We start from the raw sequence: 16,761 nt of genomic DNA on the forward strand, positions 1-16,761 counted from the left end.
CGTGACCGATCAGCAATTCGACCACTTCGTCGCGGCAGCCACCCCGGCCGCCGACCGGCGTTCGGCAGATTTACGTGACCGTCCGAGTCGCACCGACTCGCTGACGTCGCAGTTGTCGAACGTCATCGGCGGCCCGGTCGGTGATCACGCGTTGATCGGTCGGGCGCGGTTTTGGACGCCGCTGCGGATCCTCTTCGTTTTCACCCTGCTGTTTCTCGCGTTCGGGTGGGCCACGAAAGCCGCGTGCATCCAACAGACAAGCGACGGCGCGGGCGGGCTCACCCTCGACTGGCACAACAACCGCCAGTACGTCGCGATGTGTTATTCCGACACCGTGCCGCTCTACGGCGCGGAGCGGCTGAACGAGGGCGCGTTCCCGTACAAAAAGTCGTGGACGGAGTCGACGCCCGACGGCGGCACCGAAACCCGCTACATGGAATACCCGGTTCTTTCTGGCCTGTATCAGTACGCGGCCATGCAAATCACGCACCATTTGCCCTTCCGACCAGCACTTTCGGTCGTGACGTACTTCAACGTGGTCGCGATCGGGTTGGCGTTCGCGTGGCTGGTGACGGTGTGGGCAACGTCGCGACTAGCCGGGCGCCGCGTGTGGGACGCGGCGCTGCTCGCCCTGTCGCCGCTGGTTGTTGTGCACGCTTTCACGAACTTCGACGCGCTCGCGACGGCTTTCGCGGCGACCGGGCTGCTCGCCTGGGCGCGACGTAAACCGTTGCTGGCAGGCGTTTTACTCGGACTCGGCGGTGCGGCCAAGCTGTACCCGCTGCTGCTACTTGGCCCGATCATCGTGCTGTGTCTGCGCGCCGATCCGATGCGGAAGTTGCCGGTCGCGCAACGGGTGGGGAAGCGGATCAGCGAGCTCGACAGTCTCGCTGCCGTGCGCGAGTGGTTGCGCGAAACTCCGCAGCGCCTACGGGTTTTCGAAAGCCGTCCACTTGGCGCGGGCGCGGTGACCGTCGTCGCCGCCGCGCTCACCTGGTTCGCGGTGAACCTGCCGATCGCGGTGCTGTTCCCCGCAGGCTGGCGAGAGTTCTTCCGGCTCAACACCGCTCGCCACGCCGACCCCGATTCGATCTACAACGTGATCACGTCGTTCACGGGGTGGACCGGTTTTGACGGGCCGTTGCAGCACGGTGAAGCGCCAACGATCCTGAATACCGTTTCGCTGCTTGCCTTTTTGGCCGCGTGCATCGCGATCGCCTACCTCGGCCTGCGCGCTCCGACCCGCCCCCGACTCGCCCAGCTGTGCTTTTTGGTTGTCGCGGCGTTCCTGATCACGAACAAAGTATGGAGCCCGCAGTACTCGCTGTGGCTCGTGCCGCTCGCCGTGCTCGCGCTTCCCCACCGGCGAATCCTGTTGGCGTGGATGACCATTGACGCGCTCGTCTGGGTGCCGCGCATGTACTACTACCTTGGCGAAGACAACAAGGGCCTGCCCGAGCAGTGGTTCACCGGCACCGTCGCGCTGCGTGACCTCGCCGTTGTTGGCCTGTGCGCGATGGTGGTGTGGGAGGTGCTGCACCCGCGCGACGACATCGTGCGCCGCGAATTCGTCGACGATCCCGCTGGCGGCATCCTCGACCGCTACCCAGACCCGCTGCTGCCGTGGTTGCCGCAGTGGCTGCGACCACGGGCCGCGCGGTCACAACCGCAGGTAGCGTGACGCCAGCTCGGGTTCCATCGGGAGCATGTCGAGGTCGAGTTCCCACGGGTTGCCCGTCCACGGATCGAACAGCGGCGTGCCGGGCATCGTCGGCAGATGCCTGCACGACTGGGCCAGTGCGGTGAGTGGGCCGTCACCGAAATCGGTTGTGCCACTTCCGATTATGACTAGTGACAGCCCGATGAGGTCGCCACGCACCATGAGCTGACCGAGGCGCACGATATCGGTGGTTTGGTACCCGTGCGGAAAATCGGCGACGACGAGAATGCGATGCTCACGCGGGGGAACGAATTGCCCGCTGTTGTAAGCCATTTCGGCGAGTTCTGCCGCGCTCGCAAGCTCGGAGAGTCTCGCCGAGATGTCCATATGGTCGGTGATCACGGGCCGTCCGGCGAGCAGTGGTCCGAGTATCGACGTGAGTGGGCGCAAGCCGCCGGTTAGGTCGATCACGTCGACGGTCGTCGTCCGATGCGGCAGCGCCGCAACGAGTCTCGCGACAAGGGAGCCGACAACGCGCGAAGCCGCCGCGCTCGACTCGGTGTCGACCCACAGCGGGCGATTCAGCGGAACAGGAACGCAATACGGGATGCGCAGTTCGCTGCGGTCGGTGCCGTACAGCTCGCCGAGACGGATGCCGTCGGCGCCGTTGTCGCGCGACGACCACGCGGGCGCGAGCCAGGTGGCGAGCGCGGCGGGCAGTGCGGAGTCGGCTTCGGCGATCTCGCGGGCGAGGTGGTCGCTGTCGCGGCGATGGTCTTGTGTTGCCGTGGCGACGAGTTCGTCGTGGCGACGTTGCGCGTTGACGCGCGCGGTTTCAGCGGCCGGAGTGTTGCGGGTTGCCGGGTTAGAGACGGCTTCGGACAGCTCGCGGTCGAGTCGGTCAGCGGCGTAGTCGCGTGCGGAGCTCAGCGCGGCGGCCGAGCGTGCGGCGTCTTCGAAGATCATCCACATGCGCTGGAGGCCGTGCGCGACTTCGAGGGGTGCGCCGGGACTAGGTGATGCGCCGTGGGCGGCGGACGGGCCTGGATGCGAAGGGCCGCTTGCGCCGGGGGAATCCGCACCGCTGGGGAATGTCCGCGCGCCGCCGTTGATGGAGGACGCGCCGCCATCGAGGGGTGACGCGCCGGGTCCCGTCGGCGGGACACCCGGGCCAGCGTTCAGGTTGCCCGCGCCCGTACCTGTCGGAAACGCTGCCCCTGCCTGCGTCGCATTCGTGCCTTGACGCCAATCCTGGTGGGACCGATCACTATTCGCATCACCGGTTCCCGCGGCCCGCGTGTTCGGCAGCGAAACTCCGTGCGCGCGAAGCAGTTCCGCTTCACCACCCGCATACCCCTGACCCAACGCGCGCAACTTCCACGACCCGTTGCGGCGATACACCTCGAAGCAGATCAGCGCGCGCTCACCTGCGGAAGGCGTAATCGCGAATTGTGCTGCGGGCGCGCCATTTTCGGCGAGATTTGCGGTGAGCGCGCCGAGCACGTTCGGCGCCGCGACGAACAACAGCACCGCCTCAGCACCAGGACGCAACCGCGACAACGTGAGTTCGACCGAACCCTGCCCAACCGTGACGCCAGGCGCGGTGGCTCCCGCCGACCCCACGTAATCCTGGGCGTCACGCGCGCGCAGTCCAGCGTCGACGACCAACGCGCCCAGCGAAACACCGGAGGCGGACTGCACGGTGAAGCGCAAGTAGTCGGCCGAAAGTCCGGTGTTTTGCCCTGCCTGCAACGAGATCATGTTCGCTATCTAGTCGTTGATGAGGAACCGACCCAGCTGCGGCACTGCCTCACCCGGGTGTTTCGCGTTGAAGCCTTCGCCGATGGCCTGCATCTTCCAATCGCCGCCCGAGCGGTACACCTTCGCCATCGCCATCGCGGTAAACGGCATGCCACCAGCGAGGGTGTAGCGGGCAAGCTCGGCGTTGTTGGTGCCGTCGATCAGGCGCGCGAACGCGTTTTGCACCTGTTCGAACGTGTGGCCCTTGTACGAGGTGACGATGAACAGCAGCGACGTGATGTGGGCGGGGATGCGAGTGAGGTCGACGAGGATCACCTCGTCGTCGCCCGCGCCTTCGCCGGTGAGGTTGTCGCCCTGGTGGCGGACCGAACCGTCCTTCGAAGACAGCTGGCCGTAGTAGGCGACGTCGACGAGGTTTTGGTCGGCGAACAGGCACACGGATGCGTCGAGGTCGATGTCGACAGTGCGGCTGCCGAACATGCCGCTGCGGCGCAGCGGGTCCCAGCCAAGGCCCATCTTCACGAAGGTGAGCGCGGTGCCGCCTTCCTTGCGCAAGGTGACGCGCTGGCCCTTTTGCAGGCTGACCGGGCGATCCTTGCTCAGGTTCACTTCACCGGTGGGCTGCGGAGGCTGGTTGAAGCCTTGTTGCGGCGCGGCACCGCCGGGAGCGGGTGGCGAGTAAGCACCTGGCTGCTGTTGCGTTGGGTAACCGCCGGTGCCGGGCGGCGGGTAGCCAGCGCCGGGCTGTTGCTGTGTTGGGTAACCACCACCGGTTCCGGGCGGAGGCGGGTAACCCGGCGCACCCTGCTGACCGGGCGGCGGTGGATAGCCAGGACCACCCTGCTGGACCGGCGGCGGGTAACCGGGGCCGCCCTGCCCCACGGGCGGCGGGTAACCGGGCGCGCCGGGCGCGGGCTGGCTGGGCGGAGGCGGCGGCACCGGCGCTGCTTGCGGAGTGGCAGCGGGCGACGGCGAATCATCAACCTGCACACCATGATCGGTGACAAGCGCGGCGAAACCGCCCGCGTACCCCTGACCAACAGCGCGCACTTTCCAACTGCCTTGGCGGCGATACAGTTCGATCGCGATCACGATCGACTCGGCATCAAGTCCTTCGATCTTGTACTCGTAGAGCACATTTCCCGCGGCATCGGAAACGAGCGCGGCAGGCGGCGCGAAAAGGCCGAACTTGCTCGACGCGTCGTCAAGGGTGATTACCGCGCGAATCTGGTCGATATCGGCGGGCACCGCGGCGAACGACACCGCGAGCGAAGCCGGTTGACCAGCGGGGCCGGGGCGCAAATCAACACCCGGACCGCTCGGTTGGTTGTAGAACACGAAATCGGCATCGCTACGGACCTTGCCGTTTTCGGTGACAAGCAACGCGGAAAGGTCGGCGGGTGCGGTGAGCTGCAGCGAGATCACCACATCGCCTACGGACACCGGACCGTTTTGACCCTTAGCGAGTGTTGCGGACAAGTTCGACCCCTCCTGACGCGGAAACAGCGTGTCGGTGCTGTCGTAGGCCACTGTACGAGAAAGGGGCGACAAGTAGTCGGGTCAGTTATGGTTTCGCCGTGGCACAGCTGTTCGAACAGTCCAAGAAGGTGATCGAGGCGCACCTTTCGGGCACCCCGATCCGCGCGATCGCGGGCTCGATGATCGCCTACGAAGGCAACGTCGCGTTCAAATCAGCCGGGTTCGGCGGCGGAGACGGCGTGCTCGCCGGGCTCAAGCGTCGCGCGACCGGTGAGAAGCTCTCGCTGATGGAGTGCACCGGCAACGGCCGGGTGTTCTTCGCGGTGAACGGGCAAAACGTGACCGTCGTTAACCTCAATAACGAGACATTGCAGGTTGAATCGCAGCAGTTGCTCGCGTTCGCTGGCAACCTACGAACCGATGTGCGCTTCGCTGGCGTCGGCGGAATGTCTTCTGGCCAAGGACTTTTCACCACAACGGTGACGGGACAGGGTCAGGTCGCGTTGCTGTCGGCGGGCGGCCCGCTGATTCATCTTGAGGTGAGTCCGCAGTACCCGCTCATCGTCGACCCCGACGCGTTCGTCGCCGCGCGCGGCAACCTCAACCAATCATTTGTGACCGACGTGTCGTGGCGCAGCATGATCGGCCAGGACGCGGGCGAGGCGTTTTCGCTGCGCTGGGACGGTCACGGTGTCGTTTTGATTCAGCCTGCGGAGCGATGATGTTTGAGAAGGTCAACGGCAAGGTCGTCAAGGTCGACGTCGCGCGGGCGGGTGGCGTCGTCGGACGCACCGGCGCGATGCTTTATTACAGCGGCAACGTGTTTTTCGCGCCGCATCAGATTCCCGGTGCTGGCGGTGCGCCTGGCATGGGCGGACTGCTTGGCATGGCCGGACGCATGATGGCTGGCGAGCACGAAGCGACGATGCTCGCGCAGGGAAATGGCGTGGTGCACTACGGATTTGCCGGGCTTGAGGTCCAGGTTGTGCAGATGCAGCCGGGTGCGGTTTTGCGCGTCGAGGCGTCGCGGTTGCTTGCCAATACCGCTGGGTTGCAGGCTTCCGTTGTGTCCGTTGCCAGTTCGGGCGGCGGGGGCGGGGGCGGCGGGCTGATGGGCGCGTTGCGCGGTGCGGCGGCTGGCGTTGCGACCGGGACCGGAATGTTCACGACGCAGCTGTCGGGTCAGGGTTCGGCGGTTTTGCTCGCGCATGGTGGGTTCTTGGAACTGCCGGTTGGTGGACCGAATCCGGTTGTTGTTGACCCGCAGGCGTTCGTCGCCGCTTACGGCAATGTGCAGACCGAATTGAAGTCGGCGATGAGCTGGCGCGACGCGGTTGGTCGCGGTGCTGGCGAGGCGATGCAATTGCATTGCCACGGGCAAGGTGTGGTGTACGTGCAGGCATCCGAAGAGAAGTTGTGAGTCGATGAGCGAAATCCTCTCCCCCGCGAATCTCGGTGCGAGCGACAATATTCCGGGCAACAGTTACGCGTTCTGCATCGACATGAATGGCCCGTGGTTCATGCGTAAGGGCGCGATGATCGCCTATTACGGGCAGATTCAATTCCAGCTGCTCACGCATGGGTTGAACGCGCACCTGATGCATATGGTCACGAGCCAATTCTCGGCCCCACTTTTCGCCGGTGATTATGTTGTCGCCGAGGGCCAGGGGAAGCTGATCATTGGCGACCGTGGATACGACATCAATTCGTTCGACCTTGAAGATGGCAACCTCACGATTCGCGGCGCGAACCTGCTCGCGTTCGAGCCGGGGTTGGCGTTGAAGCAGTCGATCGTGCCCGGCTTCCTCACGCTGATCGGGACCGGAAAGTTCCTCGCTTCGTCGAACGGCCCGGTGATTTTCGCCGAACCGCCGTTGCGCGTTGACCCGGAGGCACTGGTCGGCTGGGCCGACTGCCCGTCACCGAGCCACCACTACGACCAGGGCTGGATCAACAGCTTTCTGGCAGCGGGTGCCGCGCGAATGGGCGCGAACCACGGCGAGGAACGCCAGTTCGACTTCACCGGCGCAGGCACCGTGCTCATCCAGTCGAGCGAGAAGGTGATGAACGACAACGCGCTGGTCCGCACAATTGAGGGCCAGTTGCAGAGCGGAATGACCGTTGGCGGATTGACCCGGCTGCACGGGGTAATCAGCCAGCAGTTGCAGGGCCAGCAGCAGAGGTACTGACTCTCGACGCGGGGCTAGTTCGCTTGCCCCGCGAACCAGGTCAGGATTTCTTCGCTTGCGGCGATGCCGGTCGAGGCGGTGACCGTCAAAGTTGGGGAATCGTAGGCCAGGTGTTCCAGTTCTCCGTGGCGTGGGCGGATCGCCTTATCGGCCAGCTCCAGCATTGGGATGTCCAATGCGCCGTCGCCTGCTGCCAAGAAGGGTGCGGCTGCGGGGAGAGTGCCCGCGTCGCGTAGGCGCGTTCGCACCTCGCTTAACGCGATTCCCTTGCTCACCGCGTCCGGCATCGCGTAGATCTTGCGGCCCTGTTGCGATGCGGTCCAACCGTTTTCGCGACACCACGCGTCCCACTCCGCCAAGAAGGTAGGCGGCAGTGTTTCCAGGTTGACCACCAAATAGCAGAACAGGTCGTCTGCCTCGCGGTATTTCAGTACCCAATCATCGGAGATGCGCGAGCGCAGTTCGGCTCCAACTTCCGCCAACGTCGCGCCCTGCGCGCGCACTCGGGTGGCAATTTCTTTGCGCCACACCAGATCCGGCTCACCGTCGACAAGGATGTTGCCGCCGTTGCTCGTGACGGCGAAGCGCCACGGTGCGCCGGGGAGGGCGATGCGGCGGAACTGTTCGATCGTGCGGGTGGTCGTCGGGACGACAACCGCCTTCGTCGACAACTCGCGCAGCCGCGCATCGGCAACCAACGTCATGTACGAAAGCGGCTCGCCCTCGTAATACTCAACGCACAGTTTCGCCGACTCATCGCCAGCAAAACCGTTGCGCGAGTAGATCATTGTGCGATCGAGGTCGGTCGCGATCAGCGCGCTCACTGATCGAGTTCCCTAATCAAGCCCATGCACGAGTACGCCAGGTCAGGCACAACTTCCACCGGCACACCACGCGCTTCGGCGAGTAGGCGGATGTGGGCGTGCTCGGGGGCGTCGGCCTCGCGAACAAGTACGCGCCACGGAACGCGACGCAACAGCACGCGCGTCGTCTCGCCAACGCCCGGCTTCACGAAATTGACGGTGGCAACGCCATATTCGGCGCGCACCTTCTCCACCGAAGCCCAGCCCGACCAGTCAGGCGTGCGGTCAGCCGCCACCATCCGAGCCACCGAATCCGCAACCTGGTCAGCAACCGTCTCGAACGCCGCGGTGACGGCGTCGAGCAGCTCGTTCGACACGTCACCATCAGCGAGTTCGCGGTAGAACTTCGCGCCGTGGAATTCGCCGGGACCGATGAGCTGGTCGTTGAGCACCGTGCGCGAAACAAGCCCGGACACAGTCGAATTCAGGCATGCTGAGGCGATCAGGAAGTCGTCGCGCGTGCCGTACGTGCGCACGCAGTTGCCTGGGTCGGCGAGCACGACAAGCTCGGGGTTGAACCGCGCCCCGCCACGCTCCTCGTACGCTTCAAGCGCCTCGCGCAGTTCGTGCGTGATCGCGCCCTTGCCGGTCCAGCCGTCGACGAACACGATGGTCGACGTATCATGGTGCGCGGCAAGGTAATCCAGCGCGACTGAGTCGATACCGCGATCGCGCACGATCGACACCGCGTAATGCGGAACCACGTTGCCCTGACGCGCCAACCACCGTCGCATCAGCACGCCGACGGGAGTACCCGCCCGCGCGAGAGAGACGAGCACAATGTCCGAACCACGTTCGGCGACAACAAGTTCCGAAACCGTCGCGACCGCAAGCGCGAGTCGTTCAGCGCTGTCAGCAAGCACCTTCGTGAACAACTCGCCGTAGGCAGCGTCGGGCTGGTACTCGATCGGCAGCGACTCCGCGTAGTGCGCGACGCCAGCCTGAATCCGCGCTTCGCGCTCCGCGACGTCGGCCTCAAGGTCGACATCGGAAAGGTCTTTAAGCAGCCACGCGACCTCGTCCGCGGCATAGGACCCGAACTCCGGCCCGCGCAGGACAGGCGGGAAAACCAGCCCGGCGACCGCGCCTTCGACAGACTCAACCGCCGCCGCGATCGCGGCCGAATCGGGTTCGCCTAGCGCTCGCACGAGCGAACCGCCTGCGGATGAAGCCTCAACACGCTCGGCAAACGGCGCGACCTCGTCAGCAGCGGTGACCGCGTCGGCCATACCCGCAACGACACCGTCGGCCAGCCGCCCCTGCCCAGCGGCAACCGCGTCGGTATCCGCCTGACCTGACACCGCGACACCCTCGTGCTGCGGCTCGACGAGGTGGCCACCTTGCGCACCCGCCGCGCGGTCCCCCGCGAGCGTCTGATCGTCCGACGTCAGCAACCCCTGCAACGCCGGGTCTGCAAGTGCGCTCTCCACCGCGTCGACTGCCGCCGCAATCGCCGCGTCGGAAGGCGCGACCAACGTCTCCCATGCCGCGTCCGCCGCTCGCCGCTCAGCCAAAGCACGCGGGTCGACGCCACCGACAACCGCGACCAGGACGTCCGCGCCCGATGCCGTCAGCACGTCGACCAAACCGCCGGGAGCCGTCAACTCCGCCGAATCGGCGGGCGCGTCGACCACAAGCACCAAAACCGGCGAAGCATCGGCAAGCTGCGCGTTGTAGAGGAAGCGCGGTTCGGCCGCACCCGGCTCCGGCGCCGTGAAGCGGAAACCACGGCGCAACGGGTAGCCCGGCTCGTCGAGCACGTACGCGGGCGAGCGCGTCGTCGTTTGGAAATACGCGGCACGACCAGCACTCACCAGCGACGATGCCAACATCAGCGGCAAGTACATGAACTCTTCGTGCCCGATCACGATCACCGGACGCGCCGGGTAATCGGCGTCGAGCGCACCGCTCAGCGCAAGGAACGCATCGGCCAGAGCCAGCGCGAAACCGTCGGCGTCGGTGTCGAGCACACCGTGTCGACCACCTTCGGGAACCTCAGCGGCCCACGGCAATTCGATACGCGAAACCGAACCACGCACGGCCCCAATGGGATTCAACGCGGGATCGGGCAACGCCTGCACAGCATCGATCAAACCGTCGGGCAAAGAAACCGAACCGGTCGCCAAGCACACCGTCGTAATCTGGGCGTCCAACTCCAACTCAAGCGCGGCGAAGTTGGCTCGATGCGCGTCGGTGCGCAGGTCAACAAGCGAAGCGAGCACGTAGTGCGAACGCGGCGCGAACGCGTGCAGGGCGCGGATGGCGTCGATGGCGGTGTCGCCGGTGCTGATCTCATCGTCGACGAGCACGAGCGGCAGGTCGTTGACGAACGCCTGCGCGGGCACCGGCTGCAACAGGTGCGACGTGGCGTGCGAATGGCCCTCTTCAAACCCGGTCACCGTGACGGCTTCGGGGTGCGGGCGACGTGTCGAGTGCAGGTAGCAACGCGCGCGCAGCTCAGCGGCGACGATGTGACCGAGGCTGGTCGCGGTTTCGGCGAACCCGAGCACGACGCAATCGTCGCTGTCGAGCGCGCCTTCAACCATGCCGGCCAGCCGCACACCAGCACCCAAGACAAGCCGCGGATCGGTCGGAATGTGTTTGCCGAGGACCGTCGAAACAAGCAGGTGCGCGCGACGCGGATTCCGGCGCAGACCGGGCTCTACGAGCTGGTCGAGCGAGAGCTCAAGCGGCAGCGTGTCGTGGACGCGCCACGGCACCATCGACTGCCCATGCGTGAGCGCGATTCCGAGATACGTTGTGGCCCAAGGGGTTTCAACCGTTTCGGGGACGAGCAGGCACTCGGTGAGCTCCCGATGAAAATCAACATCGAACTCATCGGAAGCGCGTTTGTCCGGCGCGCTCATGCCCGCACCAGTGCCGTTAGCAGGTCCACGAAAGAAACTCCCTTATTCGCGACCCCAAACGCCCGCGCCCGCACCAGGGTTTGGCGGGCCCAACTGCGATGGGGACGCATCTCATTCATTTTGTTGCGATATTCCGACGCCGCGACGCCGCCAACCTCGACACCCATGATGTGCATCGCGTCGGCATATTCCTCATGCGTGACCACCGAAAGCGCGTGTACCGCGGCAACGTGCGACGGGTGGATCACCGTTTTGCCCTGGATGCCGTTGGCACGGTCGAGGGTGATCTCGCGCAGCAAGCCGTCGAGATCGCGGCTCACCAGGTACTGCCGGAACTTCACGGCGTCGGATTCCTCGAACGGCGCAGACCGCAGCAGTGGCCGGAACATGCGTTCGTGGTCGGCAAAATACTCCCATACCGGACCGGTGATCAGGAAACCGGTGCCGTCGGCCCGCCCCAGGTAGTTGACGATATCGGCGATCACATCGGCTACGACGCGAACGTCGTAGATCGTGAGGTCGCGGTCGCGTCGAATGCCGAACGTCGAGCACATGTCGGTGGCGCCGATACGAACCGCGAGCACCCGATCACGGTGTGCGGCAAGAAGATCGGCGATCGCGGCAAGTTGGTCGTCGCGTGACTGCCGGTGCACGAGGTTCGCCGATTCCAACACCGGCATCCCGTAAATGGGCCGGTCGAGGATGGCGACGGCCTCGTCGAGCGCGGCCAAGTACGCGGGCCCGGTCGTCGCGTCGAACTTGGGGAAAACGAAACCGGTGAGCACGGCAGAGCCCGGGCCTAGTCGCTTGGATAGCTCAACAACCGACCGCGGGTCACGCACGCGAATGAACAGCATCGGATTGGCGGAAACGCCGGTCGCGAGCTCATTCAGCGTGTCGACGGCGTGCGTTTTCGCCGCGTCGACGAGGTGGTCGGCGACGGCGTCTTCAAGATCAATGACCATCGAACACACGCCGCTCAATGCGCGGCGGCGGATCGTTTCAGCGAGGTCGGCGCGGGTCGCGGGCACATACAACGTCGCGCCAAGCGCGGTCGCGAGCAGTTCGCGATCGGCGGCACCTTCAATCGGCTCAGGCGCGACGTGGAACAACTCCCGCGTCTGCACACCGGTCAACTGCCGAAAATGCTGCAGCGGCATCTGCTTTCGCAGACAAATCTGCGGCGCAACGGCATACCCCGCGGTCATAGTCCCACCTAATCTTCTACGTGCTGTCTGTGTGTTTGCGCATACGGTCGACGACCCCCGCGATGAACTCCGCGACCGTTTCCAGTTCGGTCACATACGCCCAATAGTCCGGATGACGTCCCGTAAGTCCCGACCCAATGCGGTCGAGTCGCTCGACCTGCGCGTCGAGCACCGAGCCCCATTCGCCGACCAACCCACGATCGACGGCGAGCATTTGCGCATCTCGTAATCGAAATCGTACGGCCCGAGCCTGGGCCGCCGGATCGGCGCGCACCTCGCGCAACAAATCGAGCCTACGGGTAACGGCGTCGATTAGGCGTTCCGCGTCGGTTAGGTGCGCTCGCGCGGTAGCAGTCAAGTCAAGGGCGGTCTCCGGCTCATTGCGTCCAGCGGCGACACGCGCTTGCTCCAGCGCGGCGTCGGCGGCGTCGATGGCGCGTTCGCTGTTTCGCTCATTGTTGGTCAAATCTGAAGAACTCGCAGCGTTGAATTCACGAAGCAGCGCCGAGTAGGCGGGGGCGAGCGCTTCAGCGCGAGTGCGGACTGCGGCGATTCGCGTAGTAACTGACGCGATCGCGTTGGTTGCCGCTGTCGCGCGAAAAGGCGCTTGCGCCAACGCATTCGACAGTTCCTCAACGGCTTGCCGTACCCGCGCCGCACCCGAGCGGGCGGCCCCCACCGCACTCTCGGGGTTGGCCGGCAACGTGACAAGCGCCTCAGTCAATTCCGCGACGCCAGCGACGACAGACGGGTAATTGCCATGCGAAGAGCCCCGCGCCGTAGCAAGCGCGGCCTCGCCTTCGGCGCGTGCTTGCGCGACGACTTGGCCGATCGCGCCACGCACGCGCGCGGCTTCGGCAAGTCCATCCCCATTGACGCGATAGAACTCGTCGACCGTGCGCGCGGCGTCGGTGAGCTCGCGAACGACCGCGTCCGCGCGCGCCTGCCCGTCGGGCATGGCGGTGCCAGCGGCCTCGGCGACGTCGAGTTCTTCGGTGAAACTCACGTACGCCCCCGCCGCCGCATAACAGCGGGTTCGGACCGGCTCCCACGCGACAGCCATCCCGCGCTGCGGGTACACCGCTTCGCTTGCCGCCACGCCCACCTCCGCCGCCGATTGTCTGCGATCCATGTCAAGGAACGCCGCGCTCGTCGCCGACCGCGCTCCCGGAATCCACCCATTGTCGGGCCCGGACCTGAACCATCCACGTCTGCGAGGTGTCACCGGAATGTCCCCTTTCCCCAACTTGGGCGAGTGCCGCACGGGCACTGCACCGATCGTAGGAGATTCACCCGGTTTACCTGCGCCGCAGTCGGTTCCTACGCAACTTCGGTGAAACCTATTACTGTCGTAGCCATACCCGGCGATTCGGACATCGGTTCAGAACCGATTCGGACAAGTCGGGCAACGGGAATAACGGACCAATCGAAGGGAACCCCAGCATGGGTGTCAGCCTGTCCAAGGGCGGCAACGTCTCGCTGACCAAAGAGGCCCCGAACCTGACCGCAGTCGCGGTGGGTCTGGGCTGGGACGTCCGCACGACCACCGGCACTGACTTCGACCTGGACGCGAGCGCGATCGCCACCGGCGCGGACAAGAAGGTCGTCTCCGACAAGCACTTCATCTTCTTCAACAACCTCAAGTCGCCCGAAGGCGCCATTGAGCACCTCGGTGACAACCTCACCGGCGAAGGTGAAGGCGACGACGAGGTCATCAACGTGAACCTCGCCAACACCCCGGCCAACATCGAGTCCATCCTCTTCGCGGTCTCGATCTACGACGCCGACTCGCGTGGCCAGTCCTTCGGTCAGGTGCGCAACGCGTTCATCCGCGTTGTCGACCAGGCCAACGGCAACGAGCTCGCCCGCTACGACCTGTCCGAGGACGCGTCGACCGAAACCGCGATGGTCTTCGGTGAGCTGTACCGTAACGGTGCCGAGTGGAAGTTCCGCGCGGTCGGCCAGGGCTACGCCTCCGGCCTGTCGGGCATCGCTCGCGACTACGGCGTCAACGTCTAGTCGTTCATCGTCGTTAACAGGGGGCTCGAACACCGAGCCCCCTGTTCGCGTAAGAACAGAAAGGTCCTCGCGTGGTTACGCGCATTTTCGGCCTGTCCATCGTCGTCACCATCGTCTCGTTGGTTGTCGCATTCCTTTACGGTGGCCTGACCGCGCTCGCACTGTGCGCGATCCTCGGCATTCTTGAGGTATCGCTGTCGTTCGACAACGCCGTCATCAACGCGACCATCCTCAACCGGATGAGCGAGTTCTGGCAGCGCATCTTCTTGACCATCGGCGTCGTGATCGCCGTCTTCGGTATGCGTCTTGTCTTCCCGCTCGCCATCGTGTGGGTCACCGCGGGCCTCGACCCGGTCAAGGCGTTCGACCTGGCGCTTAACCCGCCTGCCGACGACGCGGCCTACTTCCCCGACGGCAGCCCGTCCTATGAAACGCTGCTCACCGACGCGCACCCCTCGATCGCGGCGTTCGGCGGCATGTTCCTCGCGATGCTGTTCCTCAACTTCGTCTTTGAAGAGCGCGAGGACACCTGGCTCAGCTGGCTGGAAAAGCCGCTCGCCAAGGCGGGCAAGCTCGACATGCTTTCCGTCGTTATCGCTGGTCTCGGCCTCGTGCTCGCTGGCGAATTCCTCGCGGCCGACGACGACCGTTCGACCGTGCTCATCTCGGGTCTGCTCGGCATCATCGTCTACATCGCCGTCGACGGGCTCGGCTCGATGTTCCACACCGAAGAGTTCGAAGAAGGCAGCTCGGGACCGTCCGAAGCTGTCAAGGCCACTGGCAAAGCGGCGTTCTTCCTGTTCCTCTACCTGGAAGTGCTTGACGCGTCGTTCTCGTTCGACGGTGTCATCGGCGCGTTCGCGATCACGTCCGACCCGATCATCATCGCCCTTGGCCTCGGCCTGATCGGCGCGATGTTCGTCCGCTCGATCACGGTGTACCTGGTTCGCCAGGGCACGCTTTCGGAATACCGTTACCTTGAGCACGGCGCGTTCTGGGCCATCGGTGCCCTCGCGTTCATCCTCATCGTCTCGATCAAGTTCCACGTGCCCGAGCTGGTCACCGGCCTAATCGGCGTCGCGTTTATCGGCGCGGCGTTCATCACGAGCATCCTCGCGAACCGTCGCGACGACGCTGACTCCGACAAGGCCCCGGTTTCGGTTAGCTAACCGGCACCGGTTGTCTTGCTGGCGGCGGCTCCACGATGGAGTCGCCGCCTTCTTTTTTGGCGCGTTCAGTTGTTCGAATAAACGCGAAGAACAACCAAATCAACAGCATCGTGCGAAGCCAAACACCGAATTGCACGACGCCCTCGGTCAATTCGACGCCTTCGCCTTCGCCCAGCGCATAGAAGTAGCGGAAGACACCGATGCCGATCGCGGCATCGGCAACCAGATACGCGGCGACGGCTTTCCACGGGACCTCAAGCAGCACGAGGAACGGGATAATCCACAGCGTGTACTGCGGGGAATGCACCTTGTGGAAAAGCATGAATCCGCACAGCATCGCGGCACTCACGCCGACCCAGGGGTAGGGATTTTCCGGTGTCCAGCGTCGCCAACCAAGCCACAGTGCCAGCGCGAATGATGCGAGAATCAGCACCGGCGAAGCTTTGGCGACCCAGTCGTGCCAGACCTGCGTCGTCTCGGCGTCGCGGCCGAAAATCAGCTGGTGACCCCAGTACCAAATCGAGTTCGTCGTGATGTCGGCCTGGCGTAATTGTTGGAAGGTGATCGACGCGCGCCAGCCGTCGAGGCCAGCGAGCGCGAAGGGCGCGTTGATCGCGACGACGGTCGCCATCGCGGCCAAAACCGTTTGCGCGGCCCCGGTGACATCGAATGTTGTTGTGTCTCTCGGCTTTCCGCGCGTAAGCACATACAGCGCGAGCGGAAGAACGAAAATCCCCGGATAAATCTTTAGGCAGAACCCGATCGCGAGCAGCACCGCGGCGATCACTCCGCGCGTTCGCACATCGAGTTTGCTTGGCGCGGCAACCACGTAAATCGCGGCGACCGCCGCGCACACCACCGGCAATTCCCAGTTATGAAACGCGTAGAGGACAAGCGGTGGTCCCGCCGCCCACAACAGCGCGGCCGTGCCTGCCAATCGCGCCAACATCCAGGCCGTGAGCAGGGCGAATGGGGTCAGGATTAGCGCCGAGTGCCAGAGGAAATCGGCGTCGTTATCCACGCCAATCGCGCCCGCCCACATCAAGATTCCGCTCAACACCGGATATTCGACAGCACCGCCGGTGAGCGCGCCGTCGTCGGTGATGCCGCCATCGACATAAGGGAAAACGTGATTGTCGATATCGCGCCCGAGCCAAAGGAATTGGATATCCGAATAGCAAACGTCGACATCTTTGCGTTCGTCGAAGACCACGCTACGGCCGTCACTGTCGATCAGCCCGCCCGCGCAGCGCGCCTTATTCGCATAGGCGAACGCCAGCGTGATCGCGCAAAGCAGCAGGACAAGGGCGGTAAATGCGGTCGCACGCGTCGCGCCACTGCCACGCGACGAGCGCGCGCGAGAGGCCAGATCGGCGGCGGCGGTCATGTCGATCACGATATGCGGGCCGGGCGCCTGTCTTGGTTCGCCCATGCGCGGGGTATCGATTTCGTTGCCGACTTGGGCCTCAGGTAGCCTTGTCGGGTTGCTGACGCAACGAACCCTCCTGCCATGGAAAGTCCATGGCCGTTTACCAGTCCACAGGAG

13 protein-coding genes are annotated in these 16,761 nt (G+C 64.7%); 6 read left to right on the plus strand and 7 right to left on the minus strand.

The annotated features are described in order from the left end of the window. Position 1 precedes the first annotated feature (1 nt). Positions 2–1,681, plus strand: coding sequence for a glycosyltransferase family 87 protein (locus IEX78_RS13455; RefSeq protein ID WP_188829221.1), 1,680 nt, complete (start codon positions 2–4; stop codon positions 1,679–1,681). Here the strand turns inward: IEX78_RS13455 and IEX78_RS24275 are convergent. Both IEX78_RS24275 and IEX78_RS13470 read right to left on the minus strand, forming a co-directional pair. Next, the gene (locus tag IEX78_RS24275) at positions 1,661–3,421 is read right to left on the minus strand and encodes a TerD family protein (protein ID WP_229683936.1); all 1,761 of its coding nucleotides are present in this window, start codon (positions 3,419–3,421) and stop codon (positions 1,661–1,663) included. The two genes, IEX78_RS13455 and IEX78_RS24275, sit on opposite strands and share 21 nt — an antisense overlap. Positions 3,422–3,430: 9 nt before the next feature. Then, positions 3,431–4,900 carry a TerD family protein gene (locus tag IEX78_RS13470; RefSeq protein ID WP_188829222.1) on the minus strand — a complete coding sequence of 490 codons (1,470 nt, stop codon included), beginning with the start codon at positions 4,898–4,900 and terminating at the stop codon, positions 3,431–3,433. A 98-nt stretch (positions 4,901–4,998) separates the two neighbouring features. Between IEX78_RS13470 and IEX78_RS13475 the strand changes: the two genes are divergently transcribed. The 3 genes from IEX78_RS13475 to IEX78_RS13485 are packed head-to-tail and all read left to right on the plus strand — an operon-like array spanning position 4,999 to position 7,089. Beyond that, a complete protein-coding gene (locus IEX78_RS13475; RefSeq protein ID WP_188829223.1) occupies positions 4,999–5,622 on the plus strand; it encodes an AIM24 family protein in 624 nt (207 codons plus the stop codon). Further along, a complete protein-coding gene (locus IEX78_RS13480; protein ID WP_188829224.1) occupies positions 5,619–6,320 on the plus strand; it encodes an AIM24 family protein in 702 nt (233 codons plus the stop codon). Before IEX78_RS13475 ends, IEX78_RS13480 begins: the two co-directional genes overlap by 4 nt. Before the next feature lie 4 nt (positions 6,321–6,324). Continuing rightward, complete coding sequence (locus IEX78_RS13485; RefSeq protein WP_188829225.1) at positions 6,325–7,089, plus strand: AIM24 family protein; 765 nt, start codon at positions 6,325–6,327, stop codon at positions 7,087–7,089. Between the two features lie 14 nt (positions 7,090–7,103). Here IEX78_RS13485 and IEX78_RS13490 read toward each other — a convergent pair whose 3' ends face one another. Genes IEX78_RS13490 through IEX78_RS13505 form a run of 4 tightly spaced genes read right to left on the minus strand, consistent with a single transcriptional unit; the run spans position 7,104 to position 13,159 of the window. Beyond that, complete coding sequence (locus IEX78_RS13490) at positions 7,104–7,913, minus strand: HAD family hydrolase (protein WP_188829226.1); 810 nt, start codon at positions 7,911–7,913, stop codon at positions 7,104–7,106. Then, entirely contained in the window at positions 7,910–10,819 is a 2,910-nt protein-coding gene (locus tag IEX78_RS13495; RefSeq protein WP_229683937.1) for a phosphoribosyltransferase, read from the minus strand. Before IEX78_RS13495 ends, IEX78_RS13490 begins: the two co-directional genes overlap by 4 nt. Beyond that, positions 10,816–12,027 (minus strand): HpcH/HpaI aldolase/citrate lyase family protein, encoded by a 1,212-nt coding sequence (locus IEX78_RS13500; protein ID WP_188829227.1) that lies wholly within the window; start codon positions 12,025–12,027, stop codon positions 10,816–10,818. Before IEX78_RS13500 ends, IEX78_RS13495 begins: the two co-directional genes overlap by 4 nt. A 16-nt stretch (positions 12,028–12,043) precedes the next feature. Next, positions 12,044–13,159 (minus strand): hypothetical protein, encoded by a 1,116-nt coding sequence (locus tag IEX78_RS13505; RefSeq protein WP_188829228.1) that lies wholly within the window; start codon positions 13,157–13,159, stop codon positions 12,044–12,046. A gap of 311 nt (positions 13,160–13,470) precedes the next feature. Here IEX78_RS13505 and IEX78_RS13510 point away from each other — a divergent pair, with 311 nt between their 5' ends. Beyond that, the gene (locus IEX78_RS13510; protein WP_188829229.1) at positions 13,471–14,046 is read left to right on the plus strand and encodes a TerD family protein; all 576 of its coding nucleotides are present in this window, start codon (positions 13,471–13,473) and stop codon (positions 14,044–14,046) included. Between the two features lie 71 nt (positions 14,047–14,117). Further along, positions 14,118–15,215 (plus strand): DUF475 domain-containing protein, encoded by a 1,098-nt coding sequence (locus IEX78_RS13515; protein WP_188829230.1) that lies wholly within the window; start codon positions 14,118–14,120, stop codon positions 15,213–15,215. On the opposite strand, the gene IEX78_RS13520 is transcribed toward IEX78_RS13515, so the two are convergent. Then, positions 15,208–16,602 carry a glycosyltransferase family 87 protein gene (locus IEX78_RS13520; protein ID WP_188829231.1) on the minus strand — a complete coding sequence of 465 codons (1,395 nt, stop codon included), beginning with the start codon at positions 16,600–16,602 and terminating at the stop codon, positions 15,208–15,210. The genes IEX78_RS13515 and IEX78_RS13520 overlap by 8 nt on opposite strands. Between the last annotated feature and the right edge of the window lie 159 nt (positions 16,603–16,761).

It is taken from the genome of Nocardia camponoti (assembly GCF_014646135.1).
Taxonomy (GTDB): domain Bacteria; phylum Actinomycetota; class Actinomycetes; order Mycobacteriales; family Mycobacteriaceae; genus Nocardia; species Nocardia camponoti.

Bases quoted from the DNA above. Each gene is read 5' to 3' on its own strand.
- IEX78_RS13485 (WP_188829225.1), top strand. From the start codon at position 6,325: ATGAGCGAAATCCTCTCCCCCGCGAATCTCGGTGCGAGCGACAATATT.
- IEX78_RS24275 (WP_229683936.1), bottom strand. From the start codon at position 3,421: ATGATCTCGTTGCAGGCAGGGCAAAACACCGGACTTTCGGCCGACTAC.
- IEX78_RS13495 (WP_229683937.1), bottom strand. From the start codon at position 10,819: ATGAGCGCGCCGGACAAACGCGCTTCCGATGAGTTCGATGTTGATTTT.
- IEX78_RS13520 (WP_188829231.1), bottom strand. From the start codon at position 16,602: ATGACCGCCGCCGCCGATCTGGCCTCTCGCGCGCGCTCGTCGCGTGGC.
- IEX78_RS13480 (WP_188829224.1), top strand. From the start codon at position 5,619: ATGATGTTTGAGAAGGTCAACGGCAAGGTCGTCAAGGTCGACGTCGCG.
- IEX78_RS13510 (WP_188829229.1), top strand. From the start codon at position 13,471: ATGGGTGTCAGCCTGTCCAAGGGCGGCAACGTCTCGCTGACCAAAGAG.
- IEX78_RS13505 (WP_188829228.1), bottom strand. From the start codon at position 13,159: ATGGATCGCAGACAATCGGCGGCGGAGGTGGGCGTGGCGGCAAGCGAA.
- IEX78_RS13500 (WP_188829227.1), bottom strand. From the start codon at position 12,027: ATGACCGCGGGGTATGCCGTTGCGCCGCAGATTTGTCTGCGAAAGCAG.